Annotated in this window: 18 protein-coding genes; 4 read left to right on the forward strand and 14 right to left on the reverse strand. The window is 66.4% G+C overall.

Annotated elements, in window-relative coordinates; genetic code table 11:
- Nucleotides 1-33 precede the first annotated feature (33 nt).
- Nucleotides 34-534 (forward strand): hypothetical protein, encoded by a 501-nt coding sequence (locus tag BJL86_RS02005; protein ID WP_067478691.1) that lies wholly within the window; start codon nucleotides 34-36, stop codon nucleotides 532-534.
- 62 nt (nucleotides 535-596) lie between these two features.
- On the opposite strand, the gene BJL86_RS02010 is transcribed toward BJL86_RS02005, so the two are convergent.
- The 10 genes from BJL86_RS02010 to BJL86_RS02055 form a co-directional block, all read right to left on the reverse strand.
- Nucleotides 597-1,355 (reverse strand): ATP-binding protein, encoded by a 759-nt coding sequence (locus BJL86_RS02010; protein WP_007633699.1) that lies wholly within the window; start codon nucleotides 1,353-1,355, stop codon nucleotides 597-599.
- Nucleotides 1,352-3,010 carry an IS21 family transposase gene (istA, locus tag BJL86_RS02015; RefSeq protein ID WP_075844769.1) on the reverse strand — a complete coding sequence of 553 codons (1,659 nt, stop codon included), beginning with the start codon at nucleotides 3,008-3,010 and terminating at the stop codon, nucleotides 1,352-1,354. The genes BJL86_RS02010 and istA overlap by 4 nt, the downstream gene beginning before the upstream one ends.
- 224 nt (nucleotides 3,011-3,234) lie before the next feature.
- On the reverse strand, nucleotides 3,235-3,471 hold the full coding sequence (locus BJL86_RS17755) for a zinc finger domain-containing protein (protein WP_082908743.1): 237 nt from the start codon (nucleotides 3,469-3,471) through the stop codon (nucleotides 3,235-3,237).
- Nucleotides 3,468-3,830 (reverse strand): hypothetical protein, encoded by a 363-nt coding sequence (locus tag BJL86_RS02025; RefSeq protein ID WP_067478433.1) that lies wholly within the window; start codon nucleotides 3,828-3,830, stop codon nucleotides 3,468-3,470. Before BJL86_RS02025 ends, BJL86_RS17755 begins: the two co-directional genes overlap by 4 nt.
- A gap of 37 nt (nucleotides 3,831-3,867) precedes the next feature.
- A complete protein-coding gene (locus BJL86_RS02030) occupies nucleotides 3,868-4,845 on the reverse strand; it encodes a J domain-containing protein (RefSeq protein ID WP_067478430.1) in 978 nt (325 codons plus the stop codon).
- 99 nt (nucleotides 4,846-4,944) lie between these two features.
- The gene (locus tag BJL86_RS02035; RefSeq protein ID WP_067478427.1) at nucleotides 4,945-5,244 is read right to left on the reverse strand and encodes a helix-turn-helix transcriptional regulator; all 300 of its coding nucleotides are present in this window, start codon (nucleotides 5,242-5,244) and stop codon (nucleotides 4,945-4,947) included.
- Nucleotides 5,245-5,675: 431 nt separating this feature from the next.
- Entirely contained in the window at nucleotides 5,676-5,984 is a 309-nt protein-coding gene (locus tag BJL86_RS02040; protein ID WP_067478424.1) for a hypothetical protein, read from the reverse strand.
- Nucleotides 5,984-6,541: an antirestriction protein ArdA gene (locus tag BJL86_RS02045; protein ID WP_067478420.1), complete on the reverse strand. Its 558-nt coding sequence runs from the start codon at nucleotides 6,539-6,541 to the stop codon at nucleotides 5,984-5,986. Before BJL86_RS02045 ends, BJL86_RS02040 begins: the two co-directional genes overlap by 1 nt.
- A complete protein-coding gene (locus BJL86_RS02050; RefSeq protein ID WP_067478416.1) occupies nucleotides 6,532-6,903 on the reverse strand; it encodes a hypothetical protein in 372 nt (123 codons plus the stop codon). The genes BJL86_RS02045 and BJL86_RS02050 overlap by 10 nt, the downstream gene beginning before the upstream one ends.
- Nucleotides 6,904-6,969: 66 nt before the next feature.
- On the reverse strand, nucleotides 6,970-7,236 hold the full coding sequence (locus BJL86_RS02055) for a hypothetical protein (protein WP_067478413.1): 267 nt from the start codon (nucleotides 7,234-7,236) through the stop codon (nucleotides 6,970-6,972).
- 500 nt (nucleotides 7,237-7,736) lie between these two features.
- Between BJL86_RS02055 and BJL86_RS16965 the strand changes: the two genes are divergently transcribed.
- On the forward strand, nucleotides 7,737-8,459 hold the full coding sequence (locus BJL86_RS16965; RefSeq protein WP_156515472.1) for a DUF2335 domain-containing protein: 723 nt from the start codon (nucleotides 7,737-7,739) through the stop codon (nucleotides 8,457-8,459).
- Between the two features lie 182 nt (nucleotides 8,460-8,641).
- Entirely contained in the window at nucleotides 8,642-9,685 is a 1,044-nt protein-coding gene (locus tag BJL86_RS02070; protein ID WP_067478404.1) for an HtaA protein, read from the forward strand.
- On the opposite strand, the gene BJL86_RS02075 is transcribed toward BJL86_RS02070, so the two are convergent.
- Genes BJL86_RS02075 through BJL86_RS02090 form a run of 4 tightly spaced genes read right to left on the reverse strand, consistent with a single transcriptional unit; the run spans nucleotide 9,682 to nucleotide 16,078 of the window.
- Nucleotides 9,682-11,517, reverse strand: a complete 1,836-nt coding sequence (locus BJL86_RS02075; RefSeq protein ID WP_067478401.1) for a condensation domain-containing protein — start codon at nucleotides 11,515-11,517, stop codon at nucleotides 9,682-9,684. The genes BJL86_RS02070 and BJL86_RS02075 overlap by 4 nt on opposite strands.
- Nucleotides 11,518-11,526: 9 nt before the next feature.
- The gene (locus BJL86_RS02080) at nucleotides 11,527-12,639 is read right to left on the reverse strand and encodes a GNAT family N-acetyltransferase (protein ID WP_198034338.1); all 1,113 of its coding nucleotides are present in this window, start codon (nucleotides 12,637-12,639) and stop codon (nucleotides 11,527-11,529) included.
- A 20-nt stretch (nucleotides 12,640-12,659) separates the two neighbouring features.
- Nucleotides 12,660-15,092 (reverse strand): glycosyltransferase, encoded by a 2,433-nt coding sequence (locus BJL86_RS02085; protein ID WP_198034339.1) that lies wholly within the window; start codon nucleotides 15,090-15,092, stop codon nucleotides 12,660-12,662.
- Nucleotides 15,089-16,078, reverse strand: a complete 990-nt coding sequence (locus BJL86_RS02090) for an amino acid--[acyl-carrier-protein] ligase (protein ID WP_067478398.1) — start codon at nucleotides 16,076-16,078, stop codon at nucleotides 15,089-15,091. Before BJL86_RS02090 ends, BJL86_RS02085 begins: the two co-directional genes overlap by 4 nt.
- A 398-nt stretch (nucleotides 16,079-16,476) precedes the next feature.
- Here BJL86_RS02090 and BJL86_RS02095 point away from each other — a divergent pair, with 398 nt between their 5' ends.
- On the forward strand, nucleotides 16,477-16,740 hold the full coding sequence (locus BJL86_RS02095; RefSeq protein ID WP_231887335.1) for an acyl carrier protein: 264 nt from the start codon (nucleotides 16,477-16,479) through the stop codon (nucleotides 16,738-16,740).
- Nucleotides 16,741-16,749 lie beyond the last annotated feature (9 nt).

Raw genomic sequence — 16,749 nt, forward strand, 5'->3', positions numbered from 1 at the left:
CTGCGCCGCTTCTTCCTATTTGAGGAGGCTGATGTGGCCGAGTACAAGGCCATCATGACGTTGGCGCTGGCCGGGCATAGCTACAGCGAGATCGTCGCCGCCGTCGGGTGTTCGCGTCGGGAGATCGCGGCGGTGAAGAAGACGATCACCGCGTACGGCATCACCGCCGGCCAAGCGTCGTCGATGAACCCGGCCGAGATCGCCGGGATGTTCCCCGACGGGCGCAAACGCGTCTCGGAGGACTACACCAAGCCCGATTTTGATCGGGTGCTGGCGTCGATGAAGTTCAACCGGCACTTCACCATCCAGCAGGCCTGGGGCAAATATCTCGCGGACCCCGTCGGGGCCGGGAAGAAGTACGGGTACTCCCAGTACTGCGCCCTGTTCGCCGACCACGCCCGCATCAAGGACGTCGTGGCCACGCTGCATCACGAACCCGGCAGGACGATGCTGGTCGACTGGGCCGGCGACACCCTCGAGGTCCTCGACGCGGTCACCGGTGTTTGGGACGCCTTTCGGAAAGCGCGGTTCTGATGATCGGGTAGCGGTCGGACGGGCATCGGATAGCGGCATCTGCCCGTCCGACCGCTGGGCCGCTATGGCGTTGCCGTGGCGAGGTGCCGTCTCATGTTCGGGCCGTCGAGGGCGATGATCTCGGCGCCGGCGACGATCCGGTTGAGGATCGATTCGGCGATGACCGCGTCTTGGAGCGACTTGTACCAATCTGGCGGATCGAACTGCGAGGTCACCAGCGTCGAGCCCCGCCCTTCCCGAGCGGCAAGGATGTTGAGCAGCTCCGCCGCGGTGTGCGGAGCCACCGGCGTGGTCAGGAAGTCATCGAGAACCAGCAGGTCGCAGTTGTGCAGATCAGTGAGGAAGTCCAGCCTGCGCTGCGAGGTCGGCTCCAGCACGGCGAGCCGGTTGGCCAGGTCGTCGAGCCGGAAGAACCTCGCGGTGTAGTACTTTCGGCACGCGGCATTGAGCAGCGCCTGGGCGAGGTAGGTCTTGCCCACGCTGGACTGGCCGAGCACGACGAGATTGCGGGTGGCGTCGATCCATTGACAGCTGGAAAGTCGTGCGATTAGCTCGCGGTTGACGTTGCGGTCAGGCAGGTAGCGGATCTCTTCTACGCAAGCATCAGGGTTTGGCGATCTGGAGGCCTTGAGTAGTTTCTGGGTCCGGCGTTCCTGCCTGGCCGTGATCTCTTTGTCCAGGGCGTGGAAGATCTTCTCCGAGAAGGTCCACTCGTCGCAGGCGGGATCGTTGGCCAAGTCGATGACGGTCTGGCCGAACGCGGTCATCCGCAACTGGGTGAACAGTGGCATGTCGGCGTCGGTGAGATGACGATCAGTCACTGCAGCTCCTCCCGCCCCGCGGTGCCGCTGCTCGGGCCTCCGGTGAGGACGGCGAGGCTGAACTGCTCCGGCCCGGCCAGATGCGCCCCGGTGGTATCTCGCCGATCCGGCGGTACCGCTACAGGCGTTGCGGTCGCCGGCGTCGTCGCTGCGGTCGTGGTGGTGGGTCGAGCGGCGGCCTGGGCCCTCAGGGCCGCCAGCTGCTGCTTGACGGCGGTGTAGCTGATCGCCCGGCGTGAGGTCTCGGAGACCAGCTGCCCGCAGGCCCGCTCGAGCAGCATCTTGTTGTCCCCGCGGGCCAGGGCGAGGATGTTCTGGCACGAGCGGTAGCCCTGAGCCTCGATCCGCTGGCGATCCAGGACCTCACTGATCGCGGCCACGGTGTGCGGTCCGATCTTGTGGGCCTGGCGCACGAAATACGCCCGCGACCACAGGTCCGATGACTGCAGATGCTGCGCGGGAACATGGTCAGGGTCGGTCACGAAGGCGTGCCGCCTACCGGAGACGGCGTGGGAGGCGATGACCTCCCCGCCAGCCATGACAGTGAGTGTGGGGCCGGTGATCTTCACATCGACGTGCTGGCCAGCGAAGGTGTAGGGCACCGAGTACTTCACCGTGGCGATCTCCACGTGGTAATCCCTGTTGACCTTGGACTTCTTCCAGATGACTGGCTGCCAGCGGGCCTCGGGAAGGTCGAACAGTTCCGACTGCTCGTGCTCGGTGAACAGCTCCCGGCGGCTGGTCTTCTGGCCGCGGAACGGGGTCCGGTCGTTGATCGCCTCGACCTCGGCGGCGATCGCCTCGTTCGCATCGTCCAGGCTGGCGAAGCGCCGATCGGCCAGCCGTCCGATCACCCAGTTGGTCACCACCTTCACCCCGGCCTCGACGTTGCCCTTGTCTGTCGGGCGCACCGGCCGAGTGGGCACGGCAGCGGTCTGGTGGTACTCGAGGAAGTCCCGGTACTCACGGTTGACCTCGCGGGCCCGGTCACCGCGGGCGATCTGGTTCGACGCCGTGGAGGCGTTGTCGGGGACGATCACCTGCGCCGCGCCGCCGAAGTACTCGAACGCCTGCAAGTGCGCGTCGAGCCAGTTCGGCATCTTCTCGTCCAGGCAGCCGCAGGCGAAGACCATCCCCGAGTACGGCAGCGATGCCACGAACACCGACACTGTGGTCTTGGTGCCGGTGACGGGATCGAAGATGGCCATCTTCGTGCCCGCCCAGTCGACTTGCATCGTGTGCCCGGGCACGTGCGTGATCCGCATCGTCAGCTCGTTGACCTCGACGTACTCGCCGATGATCTGGCAGAACCGCTGGTAGCTGTAGTGCCGCTGCCCCGGCGTGCCGTCAGTGTCGAGGTAGTTGGCCCACAGCACCCGCAGCGGCAGCTTCTTCTTGCCCGTGCGCTTCTTCACGGCAGCCGCCACGTCGAAGGCGACGAACTCCTTCGACGGCGTCTTGCGCCCATCGGCGAACAAGACGTCGATCTCCTCGACGCTGAGCGCCTCGACCTGGCTCGTGGCGGTCAACCCGTGCTCGTGGCAGACCTTCTTCGCCTTCGCGACCGTGCGATGCGAGCAACCCGCGATCGCCTCGATGTCCCGGTAGGACCTGTCCTGCAGCAGTAGCGACATCACCAATCGGTAATCAGTCACCCGTGCCTCCTGTTCGGATCCACGCGCAGCCTGGTTGCCACGCGTAGAACCGACACGAGCACACGAGGACCGGCACCGCTATCCGATGCTCATACTCGCGCTACCCGATCATCAGAACCCTGCTATCCGAAGCACGTCCCTAACACACAGGTGCCCTTTTATATATGGCTCGGTTTTACTTGCACATGCAAGTAAAACCGAGCCTGGGTGTCCACCGACTCCGGTCAGTGCCTACTCCGTGGCGGGGGCTGACACCTCCGACAGAAGTGCGCGCCTCGGTTCATGAACTGCTCTCGCACGATGAGCGTTCCGCACCTCGGACATGATCGGCCATGTTTGCCGTATGAATGTAGATTCCTGTCGAAGTTCCCCGACTTCCAGCACCACTCGCGGCCGTCCTGGGGGTTGAAGACGGTGAACGTGGCTGTGGTGTGCTCCCAGGTTTCAGCCTCGACGATCAGCGCTTGCGCAGCGTGATGGTGCCTGTCTGGATAGGGCCGACCATGATCTTGCCGCTGTAGAGCTGACCGTTCCGCTTCGTGAAGGTATAGCGCGTGACGCCGAAATCGGCGTAGGCACCACGGGGTGTCGAGTGCAGCACGAGGGCAGGGGCTCCCGGCATGATCAGTTTGTTGCCGCTCACGACTGCCTTGCCTGGTAGCGAGGTGATCCCGACGTTGGTCGAGCGGATCGTGTAGGTGCCGCTGTCGACCTTGGCGCCGGCCGGTGCGGCGGCCAGGGCTCCGACGCCGAGGGTGCCTGCGATTCCCGTGGTGGCCAGGGTGGTGGTGGCGATGGCTCGCTTGAGAGTGATGGACATGACGGGTGTTCTCCTTCTATCTGATGGGTGTGACGGTTCAGCAGCCAGAGTCCGGCGCGTTGGCGTAGAGAGTGCCGCGGTACAGCTTGGTGCCGCCGCGGAGCAGGACCCATACTTTCGACCGGTCGAAAGCGTCGGGCAGTGCGTTGACGACGTACTGCTGGGTGGCCTCGACGCCGTTGGCTTCCGAGGGGATCTCTACGCCGTCCGCCTGTACGCGCATGTATCCGCCCGAAATGTCCTCGGCCTGGTCAAATGGTGTCGGCATGGCAGTCGTGTCGCTCTGCTGGCGGATCGTGTGCAGTTTTACGAGAGCGCCGTCTGCGTCGTACTGGGCGACGTAGACCGCAGGTCCTCCGATAGTCGAGTTGACCTCGCCCACACCGATGGTCTTGTCCTGGTACTGGGTCATGAATTTCAGGCCCGAGGCTAGTCGCGGGTTGGACAGCTTCTGTGCGACCTCGGAGGGCAGATCGGTCTGCGCGGTGAGCTTGAGCAGGTAGTCAGGTCTCTTCTCCTTCTCCCACTCGGCGTTCCACACCGCTCGTCCGCGAGCAGGCCTGCAGACCTGGTCGCTGTCACCGCTGGTCTGCGCGCTCGATTGAACGGAGCCGTCAGACGCGGTCGGCGACAACCCGCCGTCGGAGCCGCTGCACGCGACGGCAGTCACGGCAATGGCCAGGATCAGTGCCAGCCCTGCGACGACACCCGAAAGCACCTTGACCCTCGTCTCGGCGAATGCGGCGACAAGGCCCGTGCGTGCCGGGGTGGGCGCGGTAAGGGCCAGCTCGTGCAGCTCGTTCGGCGTCCACGCAGGGGCCTGTGGATCGTTGAGCCGGGCGTCGTAGTGACGGCGCTTGCCCTCGTCGCAGAGAACGGCCCGGGCCTGCTCGATGTATTGCCGTCCAGGACCGGGCGGTGCCTGTGTGAGCTGGTGGGTCAACTGCTGGGCGAGGTCGGGAGACGACGCTCGGGGGTCGAGTCCGAGGACCTCGTAATAGGTGGGTTGTGGCATGGTTCCTCCCCGATGAGGGTGCAGTGAGTCGGCCGTGCGCACGTCGTGCGTCGGCTGAAAGTGGGTGATACGTGTGCCCGGCGTGCGGGCGATGAAGGCCTAGTTGTCGGGCTGGAGGCTGGCGGCAGCGGCGTCGTCGGCCTCGACGGCCGCGATGATCTCGCTGAGAGGCCGTTCGACGGCCTTGGCGATCTCCCAGAGTGCGTCGCTGCTGATCCCGGCCTTGCCCTGCTCGATGGTGATGATCGTGGACCGCGCCAGTCCCGCACGCTCGGCGAGTTGGGCCTGGGTCAGTCCGGCTGCCTTGCGGCTGTCGATCAGCACGGCAGCCAGAGCTTTCCGGCGCACGTCACGACCCCGCAGTTGCTGCGGGGTCAGGCGGCTGTCGGACACGGGCATGACTCCATGGTCCCACGGACGCAACCTTGCTCCCCGGCATGTTCCCTCCTTCGGTTCGCGGCCCTCATAGTAAATGTCGTGCTAGCCAGACATTTACAGATTCATGGATTTTCCATGAAAGCGCAAGACCCGGCGGTCGGCGCGTCGGGCGCACGAATGACTCGGCAGGGGATTACCTGGCGCGAAACTCGACAACCCTGTGGCCGGGTGAAACGCTGCGGTTTCTGGCACAGGGCAGTTCTATCGCATGAAAGTGGCGTCCGCGAGGACTGAAGCTGGGCGGCGGAGGTTGCACGCTACGCCCGGATAATATGCTTCAGATTATAACTACTCAGTCAAGAGATGAAGGTCACACAGGCCGGTCGAATGAGGTGACCCCCGGCACCGTATGCGGGCGCCGGGGTCCTCGGGTGCGCCGGGCGGCGCACCGGTCAGTGGGTGGTCTGGGTGGCGTAGACCGTGGTGATTCCCAGCTCGTCGAGTAGGTCGGGCCAGCCGATGCCGCAGTAGGCCGGGAAGCACTCGTCAAGCTGCTGGCCCTGTGACAGTGCCTGCCAGTCGGCGTCGGCCTCGCGCTCGGCGAAATAACGCTGCACTCGCTCGATAGTTCCGGCGCGCAGTCCACCGGTGGATACGGCGTAGCACACGTCGCAGTCCTGGGATTCGGCGTCGGCGGCGATGTCGTCGTGCCAGGCCTCGGGGATGAGGTCGACGGCGTCCTGCAACGTTGCTCCGGCCATCACAGGCTCCTGAATATGTAGACGCCGCCGTGTCCGTCACGCTCGACGCTGTAGTCCATCTCCAGGTCCCTGATCCACGAGTCCCAGTCGAAGTACCGGACCGCGACGTGCTCACTGTCGAGCCCCTCGAACAGGCCGATGTCCTCGGCGAGCTGGTGGGCATAGTCGCGGAAGCTGTCCCAGCAACCGGCGTATGCCTCCTCGAAGTCGGAGACGGATGGGAAGTCGGTGTCGCCCTCGGCGATGTAGCTGCCGCTGTGGACCCAGGCGCACAGTGCCGGCCACTGGGTGTCGCCGACCTCTTCGTAGATCTCGCCCCACCGGGCCGCGGTTTCCTGCGACGGCTCGCCGTCGACGGGCAGGCCATCGGTGTCCATGCAGACGACCTCCTCATGCGTCGTGGGGTGGCCGTGCAGGGTCTCGGGTGTTACGTCACCGATCTCGGTCACCGGGTACCAGCGGCCGACGAGTCGGCCTGCGCCGTAGCAGGCCTCGCAACCAAGCCAGGCCGCGGGGACGTCGGGTGCGGTGATGGCGACAGACGGGGTCAGAACCATGGCAGAGCCTCCATTACGGCGTCGGCGGAAAGGGATGCGCCCGTCGTCAGCCGGTGCTGATCGAGGGCGAACTCGAGCTGGCCGGGCTCGACCAGGTAGGACCAGCAGCGGGGACCGGGGCGGCCGTCGCTGAGCAGGATGCGGGCGTCGCCGGTCTCGATGCCGATGACGGCCAGGGCGTCGTGGGCGGCCTGCTGTGCTTGGCCAGGCGTATACAGATAGTCGTCGTCGGACTCGGTGAGCGAGTTGGCCTGGTTGTACTGCTCGGCGGCCTCGGTGCGGCTCATGCCGCGGGCGCCGGGAGCCAGTCGACCGGCGGTGATCTGGCGCTCGATCCAGGGGTCGGTGAGCGTAGCGGTCATGGTGTGCCTCCCTTGAAATGTGGGTGTTCAAGGGTTGATTCGCCGGCGGCTGTGCCGCCCGGATGGCTAGCCCATCGCGGAGACGGCTAGGCCAAGGAGGACGTCGAAATCGTTTGGGGCACTGATGATCTGGACGGAATAGATGGCCAGTGAATCGGCGTACTCGGGTCCCTCGCCTGTGTATGGGAAGAGGTGGTCGAGCATCCACTCGGTGAGGTTGATGTCGTCGCCAGGAATGGGCACATCGACGTTGAGAAGGTGGGTGTACGTCGGGCCGTGGGCGTAGTCATTGTCGACGCGGATGGTCAGGGCGACTGTGGTGGTGGGCAGCATGGGGTCCTCCTCGGTGGTGGTGTTCGAGGTTGGGCCTGTCGGCGGCTGTGCCGCTGGTGATCGCGGGCGCCTGCCATCGGCCGGCACTCTGGCGGGCTAGTTGACACAGAGTTGACACATTCCCTGTCGCCCCTGCTCAAACCTGCAGAAACCTTGTCTGACCATTACTCTTTAGAAAACTCATGACCTGGTAAAACCCTGTATGCACTCGCCTTGAAAGCGAGCGAGGGTAAGACCTCCGGGGGTTCAAATCCCTCCACTTCCGCCTTTGAAAGGCTCCACCGCTGGTGGGATGATTACCATGCGTGGTTTCCCGGCGAGCGTGCCAGTTTCGTGCCAGAGCTCTCGGGAGCGTGGTCTGTAACTCATCGAACGTTAGATTCGATTTCGCTCTCACGAGGCTAGGTGCTCCGCAATAATGTGACGACAACCGACTCGGCACCCCCGAAACTTAGTTGTGCTGAATCTGACACCAATTAAATTTCGCGAAAAGGATAGAGTTGAATCATGACAACGAAGACGACAAGGACACTCGGCGCAACGCGGCGGGCGGAGCTCCGGGGCGTCGATACGATGAACATCATGCCGCGCCCGCTTCGGACGCCGCAGAGGATGAACAGCGCAAGGGCGCAAGCCCAGCTCAAGAGGGCGGGCAAGATGGTCGACAAGAGCATAACCAAAGCGATGAAGTCGGCGACCGCGGCGCGGTAGTTGTCGACGACAAAGAACAAGTTCTTGAGACGCTGACTCAGGCTCTAGAGGCCGATGAGCCTGTAGAAATCGAGGTAAGGCCTAAGGGGGTCGTATCCCGACAGAGCATTTCTATGAGTTGGAGGGGGCAAGCTCCGCATCCCTCAGACTTGCAGGGTTACGACAACGTCCAGGCGGGGTTTGCCGAACGAGTACTCGCGATGTCCGAGGCGGCTGTCCATGCGGAAGCCTTCGAACGCCGCACGCTGGCCCAGGGGGATGTCGATGCCGTAAAGAGGGGGCAGTATCTCTCTTCGGTAATCGTCGCCCTCGGGCTAATTTTCGCGTTCGTGGTAATTGTGCTTGGTGGAAACACCTTCGTGGCGGCACTCGGTCTAACTCCAGCGGTGATGCAGTTTGCGAGCACACTGGTTCGCAGCGTCAGAGAGCCAAAGGCACAGCCTTCTTCAGATGATTCTTCGCGGAAGGCGCTTCCTGGAGAGTCAAACGGCGATCCGCAATTCGAGGACTGACCTCCCACCACGTATATCAACCACGAAACCCCCAACGATGATGTCGGTAGGGGTTTCGTGTTTCTCCCCTACAGCCCTGTGATGTGTCGGGACATCGTTCACCAGATGTCCCGGCACATTTGTCATTTCGAGACAGCCTGGCAGGAATTGAACAAAAGGTAAGCCTTGGCTAATCTTGCAATGTGTTTACTTCGACAAGGCGGCTCTTCGGTGCCGTGGCGGCGGCGCTTCTTCTACCAGTCACTCCTGCTCTGATAGGAACTGCCGCAGCCGCGCCGGTCATCCCGGACAACTTGCCCTTCTTCCCGGAGGTCCACGAGAATCCTCAGGTCTCCGTCACGACCGAGGATGGTCGCCCGGTCGACGGGCTCACCGTGCACCGCGGGGACGTGCTGCTCGTGCACGGCACCGGGTTTTCCCCGGAGGCGAACCGCGGCGGCTTCCCGCTTCCCGTTCCGCCCGGAACTCCCAATGGCGTGTACGTGCTCTACAGCGGATTCGGCGACGAGTGGAAGCCGAGTGGAGGTTCGCCCGGCGAGGCGCGCACGCACCCGCACGACCGCATGGCGTGGGTGACGCCCCCGGGGACGCTGCAGGCGATCCCGAAGGCCCCAATCGACATGCACCGTTCGATCGCACGCGTGGCCCAACCAATGAACGCCGACGGCGAGTTCACCGCGCGCGTGGTCGTCGATCCGCCGGAGGAGACTCCGGGCGAGAACTGGGGCGTCTACGTCTATCCCGGCGCCGGGTCGGAGAACCCGTCCGAGGAGTTCTTCATCCCGATCGACTTCTCTCCCGAACCGGGCCCGAATACACCGCCACCGGCGCAGCCCGATCTCGTCCTCGAAGCCGGGCTCGTCTACCGGGCGACGGAGGCCGCGCAAGGCGGCATCAACCCCCGTTTCGGCGCCGCAAAGCAGCCTGGTGAACGGGTGAGTTTCACCAGGTCCGCCGCCGAAGCTACCGATGGGATTACTCGGTACGAGGGCACGGTGACCGCGACCGCGCGATTCTCCATGGTCGAGGTGTCGATGAAGGACCCGTGGATCGAGCGCCGCGGCGACCGCTCGGTGCTCACCGCGCTCGTGTCGAACGCCTACAACGTCGGCGCCGACGAGATGCACCGCGTCGAGCTGGGCACCCTCGGCGAGGAGAACGCCGACGGCGTCTCGCCACTCGTCCTCGGCCCGGCGACCCTTGGGAACGTGCAGGTCGCCCGCTAGCGCACGCGGACCGGCGAGCCGGTTGCCTCGTCGAGCGCGGCTTTCGCGGCCTCCCTCGCCGCGTCGTCCGCGGTCTCCGGAAGTGTGACGGCGATGCGCCGCGAAGTAGGGGCGAACGTGACGTCGCTCGAGTCGAATCCGACGCGGTCGGCGAGCGGGCTCAGTGCGCGACGCAGCTCGCCCAGCTCGACCCAATTGCCGGCCACAACCGAACGCTCGTCCTCGCGGCCTCGAGTGCGCAGGCCGGTGGCGGTCACCTCGGCGCGGAAACCGGTGGCGACCTCCCCCGCGGACGTGAGGACGATGACCTGACCGGAGCGTCCGAATGTGGCGGGACGGCCCAGTCGTGTGCGAACGGCGAGGCCGCGGACCTCGGCCGCGTCGATACCGGCGGCGGCCGCGTAGTCTCCGGGGCTGACGAGCTCGCCCCACGTGTCTGCGAGCTCGGCGCGGCCGCCCTCGTCCGCGGTGGCGTGGGCCAGTTCGTCGTGCCGGCGCCGTTCCTCCGACGTCAGACATTCCAGTTCGCGCAGAGCCGTGGTGGGTGCGGCCTGGATCTGCCGGACCCAGCCGTCGAAGCGCTCGGCGTGCAGCGCACGGGTGGCGGCGTCGTAGAGGGCCGGGTTGAACAAGAGCTTGATCCGGATTCCGGCGCTCTCCCAGGGCTCGACGACGAACATCATGTCGTCGACCGGGCCCTGGCCGATGACCTCGGCCTCGGTGCGCAGGGTTCCCGCGTCGCCGGGCGCGAAGAACGGGATGATGTTGACCGTCGGACCATAGAGGCGGCCGGTACGGAATGCCTGGGGCACGGCGGCGCGGATCTTCTCGGCCGGTTGGCGCTGGTATGGGCGCGTCGCCGAGATCGCCGCACGGACCGTCGCCGCGCACTCGGTGAACGCGGCATCCGGGTCCGCCTCCACGCGCAACGGGAGCGAGGCCATCGCCTGGGCGGGAGTGATCTTCTCCTGCATCGAGGTGCGGTTGGCGACGGGGAACCCGGTGACGACATCGGTGTCGTCGACGATCGCCGAGGTGTAGGCAATGCAGGCGGCCGCGGCGAAGTGCGGCCATTTGATGTTCTCGTCGAAGGCCCGCAAATCGCCGAGGAACGTCTCGTTGTAGAGGTCGAGTTCCTCGTATAGCGGCGCCGGCTGTGCGGTGCGCGAGGCCATCGACACGGCGGTCGGCGCGCCGTCGAGCATCTGCGTCCAGAACTCGATGCCGGCGGGATCGGGCTCTTCGGATTCGGCGACGAGGTCGGCGAAACGGCCGAACGTCCGTGGCGGACTCGGTTCGCCCTTCTGCCATGCGGCGAGGAGCTCGCCGACGCGCGTGCGGGCGAGGAGCCCGCCGTAGCCGTCGACGAACACGTGGTGGCAGATCGACAACAGTGCCGCTCGGTCTTCGCCGAGGCGGAAACAGTAGTTGGACACCTGGGGTGCGGGATCGGTGATGGTGCGGCCCGCGCGGAGGGCGGCCCGCGAGAACTCGCGGACCGCCTCGTCGGGATCGGGTTCGCTGCTGAAGTCGTACTGCGCCGTATTGACCTGCGGATCCGGCGGGCATTCGATGACCGACCACTCGCCGTCCTCGCCGCGCTCGGCGTACATTCGGAGCGCCTCGGCCTCCTCGGTCATCAGCTGTGCAGCGGCGAGGAGGTGGTCGAAGCGAAGATCGGCGCCCTGGTAAAAGACGAGCTGTCCCTGCAGGTAGGCGCCGGAATTCGAGGCGTTGAGGTAGCCGTCGAGCATGACACGTGCCGGTGGGAGGAGGGGATAGCGGGCGGCGTTAGCGGCGTGATCGACAGGGGTGGTGGTGTCCTCGGACATCGTTATTCCTCAACTCGGAGTGGGGTGGGAGGCGGACGTCGACGGGGAAGCGCGCGGGTGGCGGGTGCCGGAGAACCTGGCGCGCAACACACGCAACGCCGAGAACACCGCGTCGGCGCCGCGGAGCCAGTACAGCGCTACCCCGATGGTGCGGGGCGCGGCGACGACCGTGACGACGCTGTACTCCCTGGTCTGCCAGTCGGTCTTGTACGGGTTGCGGCCGATGAGGAAATCGAATTCGGTGATGCCGACTTCGTCGTGGGTGTCGCAGATGGATTCGATGAGCTGATGGCCCGGGCGCGAGGATGCGGCAAGGGGGCTGTAGCGGGTCAGCCACAGCTCGGCGCGGGAACCGCTGCGAAGGGTGACCATGTGGGCGCCCCACACCCCGCCGAAAAGCGCGCCCCACACCAGGAGCCGCCCGCGCGTCGCCTCTTGGTGGAGGAAGGCGTAAGTGAATTCGCCCCACGGCGTCGCGCACAGGTCCTGGCGAGGCTCGGTACCGGAGGCCCGCTCTGCATCGGCCGATGCGGCGGCGGTGCGCACGATGTCGGGCCAGAAGTATTCGAGCTGCTGCGCGGTGGTGACCTTCTCGATGGTCATCGGCGTGCCCGCACGCTCGAGCTTGCGGCGGGTGCTCGCCGACCGGCGAAGTGTCGACCCGCTGCGCAGCGAGCGCGACGTCACGCCCTCGGGCAGATCCACCACGGGGCAGTGGTCGTCCAGGGCGACCTCGACCTTCCAGCGCCCGCTCCGTCGCAACGCGGCGACGAGCGGAGAGTCGGTCTCTAGGTGGGTGAGCTGCAATATCGCCCCGCGACGGCGAAGTCCGTCGACGAGCGCGTCGAGCGCGGCATCGTCGACGGCGAGCGCCTCTCCCACCGTGCCCAGCCCGTGCCCGAGCAGCCTCTTCACCGGCAGCCCGCCCCGGATTCGCGTGTGCATGCCCAGCAACGCGACGAGTAGCTTTCGGCCCCCGACTTTCCGGTGCACCGTGGCCACCGCGAGGCGCCCTTTGCCGGTGCAGCGGTGCCATGACAACGCGTACGTCGGTCGCGCGCCGAAGTGGGTGCCGACCTGCTCTGCCAGCGCGTCCCATTCGGCTTCGAGCTCGGCACTCACGCGCGTGTGGATGGTGAATATCATGCCGGCTGCTCAGCGCGCCTTTCTGTTGCGGATCCCAAGATTCCGGCGCTGCCGACGGTGCGCGAAGCAGCATCGGCCAGCGTGGTGGCGAGACGCTCGGTGTGTTCGGACCTTTCCGCGGGGGGACGCTCGGCCGCGCGCGATACCTCGGGGACGACGCTCACCGCATGCGCCGGCAGCGACACAGCCGGACCGCGCAGGACGTCCGCCACCTCGGCGCTCGTGGCGATCACGTGCTTCGCCGAGCCCGCGAGCGAGCGTAGCCCGCGCGGAACCTCGCGCCGGGAGCGGCGCCACCAGGTTCGCTTACCCGAAGGGGAGCCTTCGATCGACACCGGAATGTCGGCACGGTCGATGGTGAGGACGAGCGGGATCCGCCCCACGAGGCGAGAAACCGACCCGACGAAGGTCGGCCGGAACAGGTGCAGCACGTCGATGTCCCCGCGGGAGAGGCGTTCGGCGAGCCGCCGGCGTGCCACGATGCGCCCGACAACGCGGCGCCTCAGCGAAAGCGCGTCCGCGCCCAGCATCGTGAGGACGGGAATCGGCATGACGGCGAGCGTGCCGAGCGCCCCGAGACGTCCCGTGTCGAGGAACTCGGCCCGAATGTCGCCGCAGTGTGCGATCGCTTCGCGCCACCGCGCTCCGTCGGCGGTGGCGGAGACGTCCGGCGGCGAGACGAACAGCGCGCGCGGGGCGGGCGGGAATGCCGGCACCGCGGGCGTGCGGCGGCCGGCCGGCACCTCGAGTCTCCGGCGCAGCGCCGCGACCTCGGACGCGAGCGCACGTCGGGCCTGCTCGCGCGAATCATGGCGGTAGAGATTGTGGTCGCCTCTGGGCACGTCGATCGAGCGCACCGTTCCCGTCCAGCCGCGCCGGCGCAGGCGCCGCAGCGATTCGTCGCCGCGGTGGACGCAATAGTGCTCGAGGTCATCCGGGGTCATCACCACCGTCGTGCGCACCGCTGCCTCGTCGAGCTCGTGCAGGAGCGGGCCGGGTACCTGCGTGATGCCCCGGCGGCCGAGCTCCTCCCACATGCGGATGGGGAAGAAATCGCGCAGCAGCGACTTGACCATTGAGCGGAAATCCTCGCGCTGATGCTCGGAGGTGACCTCCGGAATCGTCATCGTGTTGAGGTCGTAACCGTGGGCCGCGAGAAACGCCTTGTCCACCGGCTCGCGCACACGCGCCCACTGCAGCATCCCGAACAACAGCACCGCCCCGGCGCGCGTCCGCAGCGCGGTCTCGGCCGCCATCCAGGCGCCCGAGCACAGCCCAACGAGCAGGTTATCGGCCGGATCGGTGTCGAGGGTACGGGCCACCGCCTCGGCATCATCGCGCGATTCGTACGAGTACAGCACCGCGATCTCGCCCTCGTGTACCTCGCCCGCGTCGCCGCCGCCGGTCTTGTCGTGCCGCACGCACTGCAGGCCCTCGCCCGCGTGCTCGCGCGCCGCGCGCACCCACATATCGGTCGGGCCCCACGCCGGTTCGTTCGCCGTCGACTCGAACAGCACCGTCCCCCGCGGGGTCTGCCCCTCGGCGAAGGTCGTGAAGGTGATGAGTTCGCGGGCGGTGCGCACATCGATGCGCTCGACGATCCGCTCGCCCTGGCGGTTCGCGACCTCCGCCGTCATCCGCAGGTGGCTCCTGACGTCGGACGCCGCGGCCACCACGCCGGTCCCGGTGGCGGCGGCGTGAGTGATGGCCTCCGCGATACGCCGCATATCGCCGGCAGGTACGTGGTGGATGAACGCCTCGGGCGCGACGAACAACTCGGCCTCGTCGAGGTCGATGCGGCGCGTGGCGCCGTCGAGCAGCGGGCGCAGCGGGGAGCCGGCGCCATCGACGGAGCGCGGGGCGACGAGCCGCGGCACCGTGGGGTTCGGCGACCACTTGTGTGTGCGCAGCTTCTCGGCGGCCTCGTGGGAAATGTGCAGGCCCGGCGCGGACATGCCCGGGTCGCCCTCGGCCTGGCCGACGCCCATGAGTTGCAGGGACGTGACTTCGCGCATCCAGCGCCGGCCCGACAGCGGCGGATCGAGGTAGACGACGCGGTCGACGTCCGGGGACGCCGCGTCGAGGATGAGGGTACCGGCGCGCACGCCGACGACCGTGATGTCGGTGACCCCGAGCGAGCGCAGGTGCGCGACCGCTTCGCCGACGCCCGACACCCAGCCGTCCCAAGCGCGCGGCGACATCGAGGAACCGAGCGAGGAACCGGCACCGGGGTGGTCGTAGCGCAGGGTCGTGAGGCCGGCGTCCACGAGGAGATCCGACAGGTAGCGCAGGCCGCGGTAGGTCGTCACGGCCTCGAGGCCGAGCGGCGGGACGATGACCACGCCTGCGGAGGTCACGGCCTGATCCGGGGTTGAGATCAGTCCGAAGAGCGATTCGGTGTGCGGGCCGAACCAGTGCGGATGCATCACAGCGCGAGCGCCTCCTTCACCGCCGAGGGCCAGGCGCCGGAATCCGTGCCGTGGGTAGCGAACAGCGCGAGCGTCGTGCGCTCGAGGCCGAACGCCGTGCACGTGGTGTGTGCGACCGAGCCGTCGGCGCACGAGATCGAGAACTTCTGGCCGAAATGATCCTGGGCGTCGTTCGCCGAGGCGATCGCCGTCGCCGGGGCGGCGTCCCCGTAGATCGGCACGACGAACTCGGTCTTGAGATCGGCGTCGAGCTGCCCATTGGCGAGGAGCTTGCCCGCGCGCCCGAAGAACGGATCGTTCGCTGCGACCCGCTCGACGTCGAGGCCGAAAGAGCGAAGTAGCTCGAAGGCGCGATCGAGCCAGGCGGCGCGGTGCGCACGAATCGTCTCCGGATCGCCGATCCGAACGAATTCGCGCATCCGGAACGAGCGCATGCGCATCGGGTCCGGCGAGGGCTCGTTACGGAAGCAATAGCCGCTGACGTCGGCGGCCGCGCCTTCTTCGGGCAGTCTGCTCGGCAGCTGCTCGTACACCGGATGGCAGGCGGCCGAGACGAGCATCGTGTCGCCCGGGGCGAGGAAGTGGTCCCACTGCTCGCCTCGGGTGCGAGCCGCCATGAGCGCGCGATGCTCTCGGTCGCCACCGGAAAAGGTGCTGATCGCCCCGGTGAGGTCCGGGAAGGACTCGACGTAGTCGGTCTTCTCGTACGTGGCGCGGGGAAAAATCGGCCCGAAGCGATAGATCGGATAGCCGAGCCCGCCGGGGGTGAGGTCGCTACTGAGCTCGGCGGCGCGGGTGAGCACATCCTCGAGGCGGATAAGGATTTTCTCAAATTCCGCGCCCCGGCCGTAGAGGCCGGGGGTGCCCGTGTCGATGAGGAGGCCGGCGGCGAGCAGGGAATCGCGGAACCGCTGCTGTGGCGATTTTGCGGTGCGGGAACTGCCCGGCTCGTCATCTAGGGCGGCCACGCCGTGGGGGTGTGTCATCGTGCGTACCATCGCTTAGGTTTGTCGAGCGCAATGCGCTCACTTTCTCCACTTGGCGGGGGTCTCGAAACCATCGATCACGGGGTAGTTAACGACGGTAAGGAGGCCATTTCTTAACCTCAATCTTCGGCAATGCTCATAATGTTACAGTCTGTTCTGGTGCGCGAGTGCCCTCAAGATTGGCGTCATCGCGGGGCAAAGGTATGGCATCCCCACGAGCGGAGATGCGGCGAGTTGGTGGAAGCGAAGTGCGACTACATACTTGAGGTATGTCGTAGCAGATTTCTTGCGCCGCCGGGAAGATAGGGAAAGGGGCTTCGGCCCCGGGTCCCTATTCGGGTGGTCGTGAATTAAGATTTGGGCGTCGAAGTGAGAACCCGTGAAAGGGCCGAATAGTCGTGAATACAGGTAGTGAACCCTCGGTGGCTGCGATCCGTGAGGTCCTCGACGAGGCCACGACGGGCGCTATCGATGCGCAGGAGATCGCCACGGACGCCGACTTGTACGCGGCCGGGCTCACGTCCCATCAGGCGGTTCAGGTGATGCTCGGTCTGGAGGATCACTTCGACATCGAGCTGCCCGACGAGCTCATGGTCGGCGCCACGTTTGCGAGCATCGACTCGATCCGGGCGGCAGTAGCCTCGGTCGTCGACGGCCGATAGCCGGCCCGC

Origin of the sequence: Dietzia timorensis (genome assembly GCF_001659785.1) — a bacterium.
Classification (GTDB): domain Bacteria; phylum Actinomycetota; class Actinomycetes; order Mycobacteriales; family Mycobacteriaceae; genus Dietzia; species Dietzia timorensis.

What these genes read in the sequence shown, in the direction of transcription:
- BJL86_RS02030 (WP_067478430.1), bottom strand. Translation starts at nt 4,845, where the DNA reads ATGCCACAACCCACCTATTACGAGGTCCTCGGACTCGACCCCCGAGCG.
- BJL86_RS02055 (WP_067478413.1), bottom strand. Translation starts at nt 7,236, where the DNA reads ATGCTGCCCACCACCACAGTCGCCCTGACCATCCGCGTCGACAATGAC.
- BJL86_RS02035 (WP_067478427.1), bottom strand. Translation starts at nt 5,244, where the DNA reads ATGCCCGTGTCCGACAGCCGCCTGACCCCGCAGCAACTGCGGGGTCGT.
- BJL86_RS02050 (WP_067478416.1), bottom strand. Translation starts at nt 6,903, where the DNA reads ATGACCGCTACGCTCACCGACCCCTGGATCGAGCGCCAGATCACCGCC.
- BJL86_RS02040 (WP_067478424.1), bottom strand. Translation starts at nt 5,984, where the DNA reads ATGGCCGGAGCAACGTTGCAGGACGCCGTCGACCTCATCCCCGAGGCC.
- BJL86_RS02075 (WP_067478401.1), bottom strand. Translation starts at nt 11,517, where the DNA reads ATGTCCGAGGACACCACCACCCCTGTCGATCACGCCGCTAACGCCGCC.
- BJL86_RS02090 (WP_067478398.1), bottom strand. Translation starts at nt 16,078, where the DNA reads ATGACACACCCCCACGGCGTGGCCGCCCTAGATGACGAGCCGGGCAGT.
- BJL86_RS02045 (WP_067478420.1), bottom strand. Translation starts at nt 6,541, where the DNA reads ATGGTTCTGACCCCGTCTGTCGCCATCACCGCACCCGACGTCCCCGCG.
- BJL86_RS02025 (WP_067478433.1), bottom strand. Translation starts at nt 3,830, where the DNA reads ATGTCCATCACTCTCAAGCGAGCCATCGCCACCACCACCCTGGCCACC.